Annotated in this window: 12 protein-coding genes; 7 read left to right on the forward strand and 5 right to left on the reverse strand. The window is 71.8% G+C overall.

Annotated elements, in window-relative coordinates; genetic code table 11:
* Window positions 1–10: 10 nt before the first annotated feature.
* Window positions 11–541: a hypothetical protein gene (locus tag ACQ143_RS09975; RefSeq protein WP_449570542.1), complete on the reverse strand. Its 531-nt coding sequence runs from the start codon at window positions 539–541 to the stop codon at window positions 11–13.
* A gap of 166 nt (window positions 542–707) precedes the next feature.
* Between ACQ143_RS09975 and ACQ143_RS09980 the strand changes: the two genes are divergently transcribed.
* Window positions 708–3,203 (forward strand): glycoside hydrolase family 3 protein, encoded by a 2,496-nt coding sequence (locus ACQ143_RS09980; RefSeq protein WP_449570543.1) that lies wholly within the window; start codon window positions 708–710, stop codon window positions 3,201–3,203.
* A gap of 71 nt (window positions 3,204–3,274) precedes the next feature.
* Window positions 3,275–3,922, forward strand: a complete 648-nt coding sequence (locus tag ACQ143_RS09985; RefSeq protein WP_449570544.1) for a 2-phosphosulfolactate phosphatase — start codon at window positions 3,275–3,277, stop codon at window positions 3,920–3,922.
* 10 nt (window positions 3,923–3,932) lie between these two features.
* Here ACQ143_RS09985 and ACQ143_RS09990 read toward each other — a convergent pair whose 3' ends face one another.
* The 3 genes from ACQ143_RS09990 to ACQ143_RS10000 form a co-directional block, all read right to left on the reverse strand.
* Window positions 3,933–4,421, reverse strand: coding sequence for a SprT-like domain-containing protein (locus ACQ143_RS09990; protein ID WP_449570545.1), 489 nt, complete (start codon window positions 4,419–4,421; stop codon window positions 3,933–3,935).
* Window positions 4,422–4,450: 29 nt separating this feature from the next.
* On the reverse strand, window positions 4,451–4,978 hold the full coding sequence (locus ACQ143_RS09995) for a hypothetical protein (protein ID WP_449570546.1): 528 nt from the start codon (window positions 4,976–4,978) through the stop codon (window positions 4,451–4,453).
* 110 nt (window positions 4,979–5,088) lie between these two features.
* Window positions 5,089–5,949, reverse strand: coding sequence for a spermidine synthase (locus ACQ143_RS10000; RefSeq protein ID WP_449570547.1), 861 nt, complete (start codon window positions 5,947–5,949; stop codon window positions 5,089–5,091).
* A gap of 158 nt (window positions 5,950–6,107) precedes the next feature.
* Between ACQ143_RS10000 and ACQ143_RS10005 the strand changes: the two genes are divergently transcribed.
* The 3 genes from ACQ143_RS10005 (at window position 6,108) to ACQ143_RS10015 (ending at window position 9,825) form a co-directional block, all read left to right on the forward strand.
* Complete coding sequence (locus tag ACQ143_RS10005; RefSeq protein ID WP_449570548.1) at window positions 6,108–7,781, forward strand: ABC transporter substrate-binding protein; 1,674 nt, start codon at window positions 6,108–6,110, stop codon at window positions 7,779–7,781.
* 83 nt (window positions 7,782–7,864) lie between these two features.
* A complete protein-coding gene (locus tag ACQ143_RS10010; protein ID WP_449570549.1) occupies window positions 7,865–8,869 on the forward strand; it encodes an ABC transporter permease in 1,005 nt (334 codons plus the stop codon).
* A complete protein-coding gene (locus tag ACQ143_RS10015) occupies window positions 8,866–9,825 on the forward strand; it encodes an ABC transporter permease (protein ID WP_449570550.1) in 960 nt (319 codons plus the stop codon). Before ACQ143_RS10010 ends, ACQ143_RS10015 begins: the two co-directional genes overlap by 4 nt.
* Before the next feature lie 75 nt (window positions 9,826–9,900).
* Here ACQ143_RS10015 and ACQ143_RS10020 read toward each other — a convergent pair whose 3' ends face one another.
* Window positions 9,901–11,562 carry an ABC transporter ATP-binding protein gene (locus ACQ143_RS10020; RefSeq protein ID WP_449570551.1) on the reverse strand — a complete coding sequence of 554 codons (1,662 nt, stop codon included), beginning with the start codon at window positions 11,560–11,562 and terminating at the stop codon, window positions 9,901–9,903.
* Between the two features lie 155 nt (window positions 11,563–11,717).
* Here ACQ143_RS10020 and ACQ143_RS10025 point away from each other — a divergent pair, with 155 nt between their 5' ends.
* Both ACQ143_RS10025 and ACQ143_RS10030 read left to right on the forward strand, forming a co-directional pair.
* The gene (locus ACQ143_RS10025; RefSeq protein WP_449570552.1) at window positions 11,718–12,473 is read left to right on the forward strand and encodes a 5-oxoprolinase subunit PxpA; all 756 of its coding nucleotides are present in this window, start codon (window positions 11,718–11,720) and stop codon (window positions 12,471–12,473) included.
* A gap of 28 nt (window positions 12,474–12,501) precedes the next feature.
* Window positions 12,502–14,187, forward strand: coding sequence for a 5-oxoprolinase subunit B/C family protein (locus ACQ143_RS10030; RefSeq protein ID WP_449570553.1), 1,686 nt, complete (start codon window positions 12,502–12,504; stop codon window positions 14,185–14,187).
* Window positions 14,188–14,260: the final 73 nt, after the last annotated feature.

Here is a 14,260-nt window from a genome sequence, read left to right on the forward strand (position 1 = left end):
GCCACGGAGATCAGGCGAGCGGCTCGGAGTCGGCGTCGGTGGCGGCAGCGGCGGGCTCCGGGTCGAACGCCCATGTGGGGGCCACGGCGCGCAGCCGTGCCGCGCGCCACTGCCAGGTCGCCCACAGCACCGGCCACAGCAACGCCGCCGTCGGGCCGCCGATGACGAGCCGGTCGCGCCACAGGGTCTTCTCCGGCGCTCCCGGCGCGGGAGAGACGGCCATCTGGTGGTCCCAGACGTCGAGGGCGGCGAACGGGCCGGTGAGCGGGATGCCGCTGTCGCGGAGGATGCGCACCGCACCGCGGTGGTCCTCGACATAGCGGTCGGTGGCGTGGATGAGCTGGCGACCCAGCGGAACCGTGCCGGCCAGGCGCAGCTGCACCGCGACATCGGAGCCCGGCTCCAGCAGCGTGGGCCCCTCCGCGACCGGCGCCATGTCGACCAGCGGCGCGTACAGCTCGGCGAGCGCGCGCGGAGAATGCAACGCCCGCCAGGCGGCGTCGGCGTCGCAGTCGAGCACGAGTTTGAGCATGATCCGCATGCGCACAGTCTCGCATCCACCGTGTGCGCGGCGGCGGAGGGTGTTCCGGGCCCGCGGCTCGGGATAGGGTGGGAATCGCCCTATGCTTGGGAGCGCTCCCACGGATCGTTCGAATCGGTTCGATCCCGGGGCGGAACCGCACGCCACCACACCCCAGGACGTATTGATGACCACGACCCCCGCCATCGAGTCCGGCGACCGCTCACACGCCGTCGCACCCATCGAGTCGGTCGCACAGATCTCCTCCCTCCTGCTCGACACGGACCCGACCCTCGACCCGGCCCTGGCCGCCGTGGCCCGCGACGCCGCCGCCGAGGGCGCGGTGCTCCTGCGCAACGACGGCGTGCTGCCGCTGGGCGGCGAGGCACCCGTGGCGGTGTTCGGCCGCGTCCAGCTCGACTGGTTCGCCGTGGGTTACGGCTCGGGTGGCGACGTCAAGGTGCCGTACGTGTGGAACCTCGTCGCCGGGCTGCGCGACGCCGGCATCCCCCTCGATGAAGAACTCGCCCAGGTCTACGCCGACTGGTCGGCGCAGAACCGGCCGGCGCTCGACGGCACGTGGGGACAGTGGCCGCACCACTTCGCCGAGATGCCGCTGAGCGCCGACGTCGTCGCCGGTGCCGCCGCGCGCACCCAGACCGCGATCGTGGTGATCGGCCGCGCGGCCGGCGAGGCGCGCGAGAGCGAGCTCGAAGCGGGCAGCTTCTACCTCACCGACACCGAGCGCGACATGCTCGATGAGGTCACGGCGGCCTTCGCACGCACTGTGGTCATCCTCGACGCGGGCAACGTCATGGACCTGGGGTGGCTCGAGGAGTACGGCGACCGCATCAGCGCCGTGCTGTACGCCTGGCAGGGCGGCATGGAGGGCGCGCGCGCCGTCGCCGCGCTGCTGGCCGGCGAGGTCTCGCCCAGCGGCAAGCTCACCGACACGATCGCCTGGTCCTACGAGGACTACCCCAGCGCCGGCAACTTCGGCGGCCCGGAGTTCAACAACTACGTCGAGGACATCTTCGTCGGCTACCGCTACTTCGAGACCTTCGCGCCCGAGCGCGTGCAGTTCCCGTTCGGCTTCGGACTCGGCTACACCTCGTTCGAGGTCACCGTCGCCGAGCAGGGGGTGGATGCCGGAGTCCTGCGCCTGTCGGTCGATGTGCGCAACACCGGGCAGACCCACTCCGGCAAGGAGACGGTGCAGGTCTACGTCGCCGCTCCCGACGGAGCCCTCGCGCAGCCGGCCCGCCGCCTGGTCGCCTTCGCCAAGACCGGGCTGCTGGCCCCCGGCGAGTCCGAGCGCCTGCAGCTCGACGTTGTGCTCGACGACCTCGCCTCATACGACGACGCCGGCGTGACCGGGCACCGCAGCGCGTGGCTGCTCGAGCCCGGCGATTACCGGTTCTTCGTCGGCACCGACGTGCGCAGCGTCACCGAAGCGGCCACTGTCACGGTGCCCGAGCTGCGGGTCGTCCGGCAGGCCTCCGAGGTCGCCGCCGTCGCCGAGGCCACCGCCTTCCGGCGGATGACCGTCGCCCGCACCGCGAGTGGTGCGGTCGTCCGCGACGCGGAGGGCGGCGTGGCGCTGGACTGGGAGGAAGTGCCCACCGCCACCGTCGACCGGCGCACCCGGATCCTCGCCGACCTGCCTGCCGAGATCGCCCCCACCGGCGACCGCGGCATCACCCTCGACGCGGTGGCCGCCGGGTCGGCCACCCTCGACGAGTTCATCGCCCAGCTCAGCGATGAGGAGCTCGCCCTCCTGGCCCGCGGCGACATCACGATGCACAGCGCCCTGGGCGCCCCCGGCAACGCCGGGGTGCTCGGCGGGGTCGCCGAGTCGCTGCGCGCGAAGGGCGTGCGACCGGTCACCACCACCGACGGCCCCAGCGGGCTGCGCCTGTCGGCCTACGCCTCCCTGCTGCCCAGCGGCACCGCCCTGGCATCCACCTGGAACCGCGCCCTCGTGCGCGAGCTGGCCGCGCTGCACGGGCAGGAGATGATCCGCAAGGGCTCGGACGTGCTGCTGAGCCCGGGCATGAACATCCACCGCGATCCGCTCTGCGGGCGCAACTTCGAGTACTTCTCCGAGGACCCGCTGGTCACCGGCCTCATCGGCGCCGCCGTCGTCGGCGGCGTGCAGTCGGCCGGGGTGTCGGCATGCCCCAAGCACTTCGCCGCGAACAATCAGGAGCAGGCCCGCACCGTCAACGACTCGCGCGTCTCCGAGCGTGCGCTCCGCGAGATCTACCTGCGCGGGTTCGAACTGTGCATCCGCGAGGCGCAGCCGCACACCCTCATGACCTCGTACAACAAGATCAACGGGGTCTGGGCGCACTACCACCACGGTCTGGTGACCACGGTGCTGCGCGAGGAGTGGGGGTACACCGGGTGCGTGGTCACCGACTGGTGGATGGAAGACGCCGTCGACCCGGACTTCCCCGCGCTCGAGAACAACGCCTACCGCGTGCGCGCGCAGGTCGACGTGCTCATGCCCGGTGGGGTCAAGACCGCCGAGGGACCCCGTGACTACGCGGATGACACGATCCTCGAGTCGCTGGCCCGCCCCGACGGGCTCACCCGCGGCGAGCTGCAGCGCACCGCGCGCAACGTGCTCGGCCTCGTGCTGAAGCTCACCCCGGTGATCGACGCGCGCGCGAACGCGTGACGGTGACGGTCGGCATGACACCGACCGTCACACAACGCGGCCCGCGCGCGGCGGCGACCTAGCCTGGACTCATGACGACCCCCTTCGATCAGGCGCGCTATCAGATCCGGTTCGAATGGGGCATCGCCGGGCTCGACCGACTCGACCCGGCCGATGTCACCGTCGTGGTCGACGTGCTGCGGTTCTCCTCGACCGTGACCGCGCGCGTCGCCGCCGGTGAGACCGCGGCCCTGGATTCCTCCGCCCACGCCGTCTCCCTCAACGGCGCCGCCGTGGCCGCCCACGCGGCCGGCTCGGCGCGCCCGGGTGCGGTCGTGCTGCTGGGCGGGCTCACGAACGCGACCGCCGTGGCCGCCGGGATCCTCGACGAGCAGCGTCGCCGCGGTGAGCGCACGAGCATCAACGTGATCGCCGCCGGCGAGCTGACCTCGTCCGACCCGCACGCCCCGCTGCGGTTCGCCGTCGAAGACCTCTTCGGCGCCGGGGCGGTCATCGACGCGCTCGCCGCTATCGGCCTGGACTACTCGTCACCGGAGGCGGCCGCCGCGTGCGAGTCGTTCCGTAGCCTGCGGGGGGCCGTGCGCCACCTGCTGACCGCCAGCGGCTCCGGCCAGGAGCTGCTCGCGCGCGATCAGCGGGACGAGGTGCTCGCCGCCGGCGCGATCGACACGGAGACGGCCGTGCCCCTCCTGCGCGGCGACGTGTTCACCGCGCTCTGACACGCGACCACTACCGGGGCGTCATCGCCGCCAGGCGCGTGGCCGGCGTGATCTCGCGACGCCGCCAGGTGAACAGGAACCGGGGGTCGAACCGGGGCGCGCACCGCGCACACGACATGTCGCGCGTCGCCCGACGGTGCCGATACGCCGTGTGCCCGGCCGGGCACGTGCCCACCCAGGGCGCCAGCTCGACCGCCGTCTCGCCGTGATGGGTCACCCCGCCGGTGTATCCGAGCCCTCGCGCGACGCGCTTCCAGGTCGCACCGTGCGCAGCCCGCGCACCGGCCAGCGCGTGCGCGATCTCGTGCAGGAGCACCTGACGGTTCTCCTCATCGCTGAAGCGCGCGGCCAGATACCGGGACACCGTGATGCGCTGAGTCGTGTAGTGACAGGCGCCGGCCCGGCGTTTGGCGTTGTCGAACGCGAACGACCATCCGGCATCCAGATGGCGCGCGATGAGGTTCTCCGCTTCGCGGCGGACAGCATGTAGATCGCTCATGCCGGAACAGTAGAACAGATGTACGACACTCAGCTGGCGACGGAGGCCCGTGCACGCCGGCGTTCGACGGCGTCGATGGCCTGCAGGGTCGACTCGAGCTGCTCTTCCGGGGCACCGGCCTCCTGGCGGAGGAACAGCGCGCGCTTGAAGTCGTTGCGCGCGGCGACGTAGTCCGCGGCGTCGTAGTGCACCTTGCCGCGGTGCTGGTAGGCGAACGCGGCCAGCGCCGGCCACTGTTGCCCCTCGGCCTCTTCGGCGCACATGTTGAGCTCGTGGATGGCCGCCGCGTACGCGCCGCGGAACTGCTGCACCGAGGCGTGCAGGATCCGGGCGCGCAGCAGGTCCTTGCGCGTGCCGGCCATGCGGGCCAGCCGCACCGACTGCTCCGAGATCGCGAGGGCGTCGTCGAGTTTGCCCAGCACTTTCAGCAGCCACACCCGTTCGAGAAGTGCGGCCAACGAGCGCTGCTCGCCGATCTCCGACAGGCGCTCGGCGCACTGGTGGGGGTCGACGATCTCGCGCAGCGTCTCCGGATCGTAACCCTTGATGAAGCTCACTCTGCGACTCCTTCCGCCACGACTCGCGCCTCCAGTCTCTCCCGGTCCCCTCACAGACCGCTGAGGGCACGCCGGGCGCCCCGGACCCGGCCGTCGAAGGGCCCCCGGGATCAGTCGAAAAGGGATGCCGCGGGCTTGGGCGAGTCGACGGCGTCGCCGTCGACGACCACGCGCGCGCCCCGGACGAACTCGTCGATCTCGGCGCCCTGGGTGACCTTCGCGGGGTGCGGACCGGCGGCCATGAGCCGGGGGAGCCACTCGGAGGGCAGCCGGGCGGCCGAGGCGGCGACGACGAGGTTGCCGAACCGGCGGCCCTTGAGCGTCTGCACCTCGGCGAGGATGAGCGCCTCCGGCAGGACGGAACGGATGGTGGCCACCTGCCGGCGCGCATACGCCAGCCCGGCGCCGTCGGCCAGGTTGACCAGCAGCACGCCGTCGGGGGCCAGCAGTCGGGCCAGCGACGCGTAATACTCCACGGTCGTGAGGTGGGCGGGGGTCTGCGCGCCGGCGAATACATCTGAGATGACCAGGTCGGCGGCACCCACCAGACCGGGCGGCAGCTTCGCCGCCACGGCGCGGGCGTCGCCGATGCGCACGCGCACCTGCGCGCCGCGCGGCAGCGGGAGATGCGTGCGGACGAGGTCGACCAGGGCCTGTTCGATCTCGATCACCTGCTGCCGCGAGCCGGGACGGGTGTGCTCGATGTAGCGCGGCAGGGTCATCGCGCCCGCGCCCAGGTGGATCGCCGTCAGCGGCTGCCCCGGCATCCGCAGCCGGTCGATGACCGCCCCCATCCGGGCGACGTACTCGAAGTGCAGGTGACCCGGGTCGTCGAGATCGACGTGCGACTGGGGGGTCCGGTCGACGATGAGCTCATGGCCGGTCGTGAACCGGCTCGGGACGATGTGCGCCCGCGTCCCGTCGGACAGTCGCACCGAAGGCGGGTGATCCTCGACTCGGGCGCGTGCCATCCCTCCACGCTACGGCACCGGTCGGCGGGGAACCGAAACAGGATCGATACCTTCCGTGCCCGCACGCACGCGGTGCTGACAGGTAGCGTCTATCGCATCCCCCGGCGAGCGCACATCCTCGCGCTTCGCCCGGCATCCAGAACGGAAGGTGCACAGCCATGCTCCCCAATTCGAGAAAGCGCGTGCTCGCCGGCATCGCGGCGGTGGCCATCGGCGCGATGGCTCTCAGCGCGTGCAGCAGCCAGCGCGGTGGCGACGACGAGACCGACGCGGCCACCGACGTCGACTCGACGTTCGTGTTCGCCGCATCGAGCGACCCGGCCAGCCTCGACCCGGCCTTCGCGCAGGACGGTGAGACGTTCCGCGTCTCGCGTCAGATCTTCGAGGGCCTCGTCGGCACCCAGCCCGGCACCGCCGACCCCGCTCCGCTGCTCGCCGAGGAGTGGACCTCGTCGGAGGACGGCATGAGCCACACCTTCACGCTGAAGGAGGACGTGTCCTTCCACGACGGCACTCCGTTCAACGCGGAGGCGGTCTGCTTCAACTTCGACCGCTGGTACAACTGGACGGGCCTGGCCGCCACCGAGGCGCTGTCGTACTACTACGGCAAGCTGTTCCGCGGCTACGTCGAGAGCCCCGACACGGCTGTCTACAAGTCGTGCACGCCGGACGGCGACTACTCGGTCACGATCGAGCTGAACCAGCCGTTCGCCGGCTTCATCCCCGCGCTGTCGCTGCCCGCATTCGCGATGCAGAGCCCGTCGGCGCTCGAGGAGTACGGCGCCGATGAGATCGGCGGCACCGCCGAAGCGCCCTCGCTGTCGGAGTACGCGCAGGGCCACCCGGTGGGCACCGGTCCGTTCGTGTTCGAGGAGTGGTCGCCGGGTGAGCAGCTCACCCTGACCTACAACGAGGACTACTGGGGCGAGAAGGGCCAGATCGACGAGATCATCTTCCGCGTGATCGACGACCCGACCGCCCGCCGCCAGGCGCTGGAGTCCGGCTCGATCGACGGCTACGACCTCGTCGGCCCCGCCGACAGCGCCGCCCTCGAGGAGGCCGGCTACAACATGGTCTCGCGGCCCCCGTTCACCATCCTGTACCTCGCGTTCAACCAGGCCGTCGAAGAGCTCCAGGACATCAAGGTGCGCGAGGCTCTGTCGTACGCCATCGACAAGGACGCCCTCATCTCGCAGGTGCTGCCCGAGGGCACCGAGAAGGCCACGCAGTTCATGCCCGACTCGGTCAACGGGTGGAACCCCGACGTGACCACGTACGAGTACGACCCGGAGAAGGCGCGCGAGCTGCTGGCCGAGGCCGGCTACGACGAGGCGAACCCGCTGACGCTGGACTTCAACTACCCGGTCAACGTGTCGCGCCCCTACATGCCGGACCCGGAGCAGATCTTCACCGTGCTGTCGTCGCAGCTGCAGGAGGTCGGCGTGGTCACCAACCCGGTCACCGACGCGTGGAGCCCGGACTACCTCGACAAGATCACCGGCACCGCCGACCACGGCATCCACCTGCTGGGGTGGACCGGTGACTACAACGACACCGACAACTTCGTGGGTGTGTTCTTCGGCAGCAAGTCGGCGGAGTGGGGCTTCGACAACCCCGAGCTGTTCTCCGCGCTGGCCGAGGCCCGTGGCGTCTCGAGCCTCGACGAGCAGACCGCGCTGTACCAGGACATCAACCAGATGGTCGCCGAGTTCATCCCGGGTGTGCCGCTGGCCCACCCCGCGCCGACGCTCGCATTCGCGCCGCGCGTGGAGAGCTACCCGGCCAGCCCCGTCAACGACGAGGTGTTCAACGAGATCGTCCTGAGCGAGTGATCGGGCGCAGGCCCTGACCGGCGGTGCGGGGCGAGGGTGACCTCGTCCCGCACCGCACACCCGACGTCGGAGAGAATGACTCTGTGCTGCGAACCATCGGAAAAAGGCTCCTGCTGCTCATCCCCACGCTCCTGGGGCTGAGCATCCTCCTTTTCCTCTGGGTGCGTGCCCTGCCCGGCGGGCCGGCCGTCGCGCTGCTGGGCGAGAAGGCCACCCCCGAGGCGATCGAGCGCATCAACGAGCTGTACGGCTTCAACCAGCCGATCCTGCAGCAGTACTTCACCTGGATGAGCCGGCTGCTGGTCGGCGACTTCGGCACCTCGCTGCAGACCGGGCGCCCGGTGCTGGACGAGTTCCTCCGCCGCTTCCCCGCCACGGTCGAGCTGTCGGTGTTCGCGCTCATCGTCGCGGTCGGGGTCGGCGTGCCGCTGGGCTACTGGGCCGCGCGCCGGCACGGGCGCTTCAGCGACCACGCGGCGGTCGTGTTCAGCCTCGTCGGCATCACCATCCCGGTGTTCTTCCTCGCGTTCATCCTCAAGTACGTGTTCGCCGTGCAGCTGGGGTGGCTGCCCTCGGACGGCCGGCAGGACCCGCGCATCGACGCGACGCACTACACGAACTTCTACGTGCTGGACGGCATCCTCACCGGTGAATGGGATGCCGCGTGGGACGCCTTCCTGCACTTGATCCTGCCGGGGCTGGCGCTGGCCACGATCCCACTGGCGATCATCGTGCGCATCACCCGCGCTTCGGTGCTTGAGGTGCAGAACGCCGACTACGTGCGCACCGGCAAGGCCAAGGGCATCTCGCAGCAGACGCTGCGCGGCCGGTTCATCCTGCGCAACGCCCTGCTGCCGGTGGTCACCACGATCGGTCTGCAGGCCGGGCTGCTGCTGGCCGGCGCGATCCTCACCGAGACGGTGTTCGCCTTCCCGGGCATCGGCTCGTTCCTGTACCGGGCGATCTTCTCGCGCGACTTCCCCGTGCTGCAGGGGTTCATCATCCTGATCGCCATCACCTACGCGCTCATCAACCTGCTGGTGGACGTGTCCTACAGCTTCATCGACCCGAGAGTGAGGGTGTCGTGAGCTCTTCCGTTCTTCCTCCCGCACCCGGCGGCGGCCCGACCGAGGACGCCGTCGTCGACCAGGCGTCGGCGACCGTGTCCGGATCGGGCGGCGGCTTCTGGAGCGACACGTTCCGGCGGCTGCGCCGCAACCCCACCGCGTGGATCGGCGCGGCCATCGTCTTCGTCTTCGTGGTCATCGCGGTGTGCGCCCCCTGGCTGGCGCCGTACGCCGAGACCGCGCTGCCGGGCGCCCGCTACGTCACCCCGACGCACATTCCCGGGCCGGGCGAGCTCGCGCAGTTCCCGCTGGGGCTCGACCGCTTCGGTGGCGACGTTCTCTCCAAGCTCATCTGGGGTGCGCAGGCGTCGCTCATGATCGGCGTCGTCTCCACGGCGTTCGGCCTGCTGGGCGGCATGCTGCTGGGCCTGCTGGCCGGCGCCTTCGGCGGCTGGGTCGACAACCTCGTCATGCGCGTCGTCGACATCCTGCTCTCGGTGCCGAACCTGCTGCTGGCCGTCTCGATCGCCGCGATCCTCGGGCAGTCGCAGCTCGCGGTGATGATCGCGATCGGGGCCTCGCAGGTGCCGATCTTCGCCCGCCTGCTGCGCGCCTCGATGCTGCAGCAGCGGTCGAGCGACTATGTCCTGTCGGCGATGACACTGGGCCTGGGCCGCGGCAAGATCACGATGAGCCACGTGCTGCCCAACGCGATCGGCCCCGTCATCGTGCAGGGCACGCTGTCGCTGGCCACGGCGGTCATCGACGCGGCCGCGCTGTCGTTCCTGGGCCTCGGCGGCGGCCGCCCCGAGACGGCCGAATGGGGCCGCATGCTCACCTATGCGCAGGCCGAGCTCGCCATCGCGCCCTGGCTCGCGTTCTTCCCCGGCATCTGCATCTCGATCACCGCCCTGGGCTTCACCCTGTTCGGTGAGGCGCTGCGCGAGGCGATGGACCCGCGCACCCGCGCGCGCTGACCTGTCGGGGTGTCGCGGCTGCCGGCGGTGATGCGGCTGCCGGGGTGTCGCGGCTGCCGGCGTCGGTGACGCGGCTCAGACCGCGATGTCGAGTTCGTTGCCGGGGATCGAGGCGAGGAGCTTACGCGTGTACGGGTCGCGCGGGTTGGTGAAGATCTCCTCGCCGGTGGCCGCCTCCACCAGCGCGCCGTCCTTCATGACGCACACGTAGTCCGAGATCAGGCGCACCACGGCCAGGTCGTGCGAGATGAACAGGTAGCTCAACCCGTATTCGGTCTGCAGGTCGCGCAGCAGGGTCAGGATCTGGTCCTGCACGAGCACGTCGAGGGCCGACACCGGCTCGTCGCACACGATGAGGTCGGGATTCAAAGCCAGGGCGCGCGCGATCGCGACGCGCTGCCGCTGGCCGCCTGACAGCTCGGACGGGTAGCGGCGCAGCATCGACTGCGGCAGCGCCACGTCGTCCAGCAGCGCGCGCACGCGCCGGGCACGGTCCTTCGCCGACCCGCGCTTGTAGAACTCGAGGGGCTCGGCGATGATCCGCTCGATAGTGAACATGGGGTTCAGCGACGAGTAGGGGTCCTGGAAGATCGGCTGCACCTTCTGGCGGAACTCCCGCAGCGCCTTGCCCTTGAGCCCGGCGACATCCTGCCCCTCGAAGCGCATGGCGCCCTCGGTCGGCTCGATGACCTTCAGCAGCATGCGCGCCGTGGTCGTCTTGCCCGACCCGGACTCGCCCACGATCGCGACGGTCTTCCCGCGCGGGATCGCAAACGACACGTCCTTGACCGCCGCGAAGTCCTCCTTCTTGCCCCGGATCTTGTAGATCTTGGTGAGGTTCTCGACCTCGACGATGTTGTCGACCGCCGGGGTGGGTGCCGCGGCATCCACCTTCTCGAAGGCTTCGGGGCGCAGGCGTGCGGCGGCGACCGACGGGGCCGCCTTCACCAGCGACTGCGTGTACGGATGCTGCGGGTCCTCGAGGATCTGGCGCGCCGGCCCCTGCTCGACGATGCGGCCGCGGTGCATGACGACCACGCGCGCGGCACGCTCGGCGGCCAGGCCCAGGTCGTGGGTGATCAGCAGCACGGAGGTGCCGAGGTCGTGGGTCATGCGGCCGAGCTGGTCGAGGATCGTCTTCTGCACCGTGACGTCGAGGGCGCTGGTGGGCTCGTCGGCGATGAGGAGGCGCGGGTTGCAGGCCAGGCCGATCGCGATGAGCGCGCGCTGGCGCATGCCGCCGGAGAACTCGTGCGGGTACTGCTTGGCGCGCTCGGCGGCGTCGGGCAGGCCGGCGGCGGCGAGGGTCTCGACGACCTTGCGGTCGACGTCCTTGCGGGTGGCCAGGCCGTGCGCGAGCAGCGTCTCGGCGACCTGGGTGCCGATCTTCGAGACCGGGTTGAGGTTCGACATCGGGTCCTGCGGCACGAGCCCGATGAGGCCGCCGCGGATCATGCGCATGCGGGACTCGGGGGCGCCCACCAGCTCCTGGCCTTCGAGGGTGATGCTGCCGCGCACGACCTTGCCGTTGCCGGGCAGCAGCCCGATGATCGCCATCGCCGTGGTCGACTTGCCCGACCCGGATTCGCCGACGATCGCGACGGTCTCGCCCGCGCCGATCTCCAGGTCGACGCCCTCGACGGCGTGGACGGGTCCCTCGAGCGTGTGGAAGTCGACCGCCATGTCGCGCACCTGGAGCAGGGGCGTCGCAGTGGCGGGGCGGGTCTCGATCGGCATGCGACCATCCTGCCTGCTCGCGCCGCCGTGCGCATGGCCCGCGCCGTGGTCTTTATGCACTCGTGACGCGGCGGTGCCCCCTCCGGGTCCCGCCGGGCGTTGCGCCGTCGCCTCGTCCGGATCCAGCCGGGCGCCGCGCCGGGTACCGTGGCGATATGGTGACGATCGACCTCAACGCCGACCTCGGCGAGACCGTCGACGGGGTGCCCACCGCCGACGACGAGGCCATGTTCGCGGTCATCTCCAGCGCCTCGGTCGCCGCGGGCGGCCACGCCGGCGACACCGCGTCCATGCGCGAAGCCGTCGATCGTGCCCGGCGGTTCGGCGTGGCGGTCGGAGCGCACCCGTCGTTCGTCGATCCAGCGGGGTTCGGCCGCGTCGCGCAGGCGGTCGACCCGGGCGTCCTGCGCGACCAGGTGCGGGCGCAGCTGCGTGCCCTCATGGATGCCGGAGCCGACCTGCGCTACGTCAAGCCGCACGGCGCGCTCTACCACTCGGTCGTCGGCGACGCGCGCGCGGCGGATGCCGTGGCGTCGGCCGTCGCCGACATCTCCGGACACCTGGGCCGGGCCCTGCCGGTCCTCGGCCTCGGCGGCGCGATCGAGCGGGCGGCGCAGACCCGCGGACTGCCGTTCCGCCGCGAGGCGTTCCTCGACCGGGGGTACCTCGCCGACGGCTCACTCGTGCCGCGCGGTCGGCCCGACGCGCTGCTCCACGACCCGGAGGAGGTCGCCGCCCGCGCGGTGCGCCTGGCGACCGACGGCGTCGTGACCACGTCCGAGGGTGCTGAGGTCGCCGTCCGGGCGGCATCGCTGTGCGTGCACGGCGACTCTCCCGGCGCGGTGGCCATGGCCCGCGCGGTGCGCGCAGCGCTCGACGCCGCCGGCGTGGAGGTGCGGGCGCCGTGGTGATCCGGTGCGGGTGAGTGAGGACACCGCCATGACGCCCCGCATCCTGCCGTTCGGCGATCGCGCGCTGCTGCTCGAGGTCGACGCGCTCGACGCTGTTCTCGACCTGCACGGCCGCCTCGCGGCATCCATGCCGGAGGGGGTGGTGGACCTGGTGCCTGCCGCGCGCACGGTGCTCGTGCACGTCGACCCTGTCGCGCTGCCCCTGGTGGCGGCCCGCGCGTGGGTGGATGCCGGGGTCGCCGCGCCCCGACCGCCGTCGGGCGGTGCGCAGGCCGCGGTCGTCGACCTGCCGGTCGTGTACGACGGCGCGGATCTCGCCGAGACGGCCGCGCTGGTGGGGGTGACGCCCGAGGAACTCGTCGAGCGGCATGCCGCGGCGGTGTGGACGGTGGCCTTCACCGGATTCGCGCCGGGGTTCGGATACCTGGTCAGCGACGACTGGCCGTTCGACGTGCCGCGCCGGGCCAGTCCGCGCACCCGGGTGCCGGCCGGCGCCGTGGGGCTCGCGGGGGAGTTCAGCGGTGCCTACCCGCGGGACACCCCGGGCGGATGGCAGCTCATCGGCACGACCGCGGCCACCCTGTTCGATCCCGCCGCCGCCCAGCCGGCGCTGCTGACCCCCGGGGCGCGCGTGCGCTTCCGCCCCACCCGCCCCGCCGCCGCCGGCGCCGCGGGCGGCCGGCCGACCGGTGCGACCCCCGCCACTCCCGCGCTCGTCCCGACGGCCGGTGCGAACCCCACCACTCCGGCGAGAGAACAACGGGAGGGCGAGAGAACGGGTGATACCCACGCTTTCGGCGCGCAGTTGTTCTCTCGCGGGGAGGGTGGGCCCCACAGCGGGGCGGCGGCGCTGCGGGTCGTCGAGCCGGGGCTGCGGGCGACCGTGCAGGACCAGGGGCGACCCGGCCACGCCGCGGAGGGGATCGCCCTGTCGGGTGCGGCCGACCGCGCCGCCCTGCGCACCGCCCACCGCCTGGTGGGAAACGACGAGCACGCGGCGGGCATCGAGATCACGATGGGCGGATTTCGCGCCGTCGCGCAGCGCGACCTGTGGTGTGCCGTCACCGGCGCGTGGGGGCCGATCCGCCTGGGCGGCCGCGAGGTCGACCCCTACGAGGCGCATGAATGGCCGGCGGGCGCCGAACTGCACATCGACTGGTTCGCGCACGGCGCCCGCGGGTATCTCGCCGTGCGCGGCGGCTTCGACGTGCCCGCCGCGGCCGGATCGCGCGCGACCGACACGATGTCCGGCCTCGGACCGGCGCCCCTGGCCGCAGGCGACATCCTGCGACTGGGCGATGCGGCGACGGGACCGATCCCGGTCGAAGTCCTGCATCCGTGGGGTCCGCCGGCCGACGACCTCATCGAACTCGAGCTGGCGCCGGGTCCCCGTGCGGACTGGTTCACGCCCGTCGCCCGCGACGCCCTGTTCGACATCGAGTGGACCGTGTCCCACCAGGCCGATCGCGTCGGCATCCGGCTGGACGGCCCTGCGCTGCCCCGGGCCGACGCCCGCGAGCTGCCCAGTGAGGGCATGCTGCCGGGTGCGATCCAAGTGCCACCGAGCGGGCAACCGGTGATCTTCGGCCCCGACGCCCCCGTGACCGGCGGCTATCCCGTCATCGCCGTGGCCAGCGACCCGACGCGCGACGCCCTCGCCCAGGCACGGCCGGGCACCCGCATCCGCTTCCGCCACGCCCGCCCCGTGATCTGACACGTCGGGGTCCGCACGCCGAGCACCTTCGGCCCGTCTGTCCAGTCCCGGCATCCACGGTGAGACACCACGT

It is taken from the genome of Microbacterium pollutisoli (genome assembly GCF_053586795.1).

Excerpts from the sequence above, each read along its gene's own strand:
- ACQ143_RS09975 (WP_449570542.1), bottom strand. The coding sequence starts at position 541 with ATGCGGATCATGCTCAAACTCGTGCTCGACTGCGACGCCGACGCCGCC.
- ACQ143_RS09980 (WP_449570543.1), top strand. The coding sequence starts at position 708 with ATGACCACGACCCCCGCCATCGAGTCCGGCGACCGCTCACACGCCGTC.
- ACQ143_RS09985 (WP_449570544.1), top strand. The coding sequence starts at position 3,275 with ATGACGACCCCCTTCGATCAGGCGCGCTATCAGATCCGGTTCGAATGG.
- ACQ143_RS09990 (WP_449570545.1), bottom strand. The coding sequence starts at position 4,421 with ATGAGCGATCTACATGCTGTCCGCCGCGAAGCGGAGAACCTCATCGCG.
- ACQ143_RS10000 (WP_449570547.1), bottom strand. The coding sequence starts at position 5,949 with ATGGCACGCGCCCGAGTCGAGGATCACCCGCCTTCGGTGCGACTGTCC.
- ACQ143_RS10005 (WP_449570548.1), top strand. The coding sequence starts at position 6,108 with ATGCTCCCCAATTCGAGAAAGCGCGTGCTCGCCGGCATCGCGGCGGTG.
- ACQ143_RS10020 (WP_449570551.1), bottom strand. The coding sequence starts at position 11,562 with ATGCCGATCGAGACCCGCCCCGCCACTGCGACGCCCCTGCTCCAGGTG.
- ACQ143_RS10025 (WP_449570552.1), top strand. The coding sequence starts at position 11,718 with ATGGTGACGATCGACCTCAACGCCGACCTCGGCGAGACCGTCGACGGG.
- ACQ143_RS10030 (WP_449570553.1), top strand. The coding sequence starts at position 12,502 with ATGACGCCCCGCATCCTGCCGTTCGGCGATCGCGCGCTGCTGCTCGAG.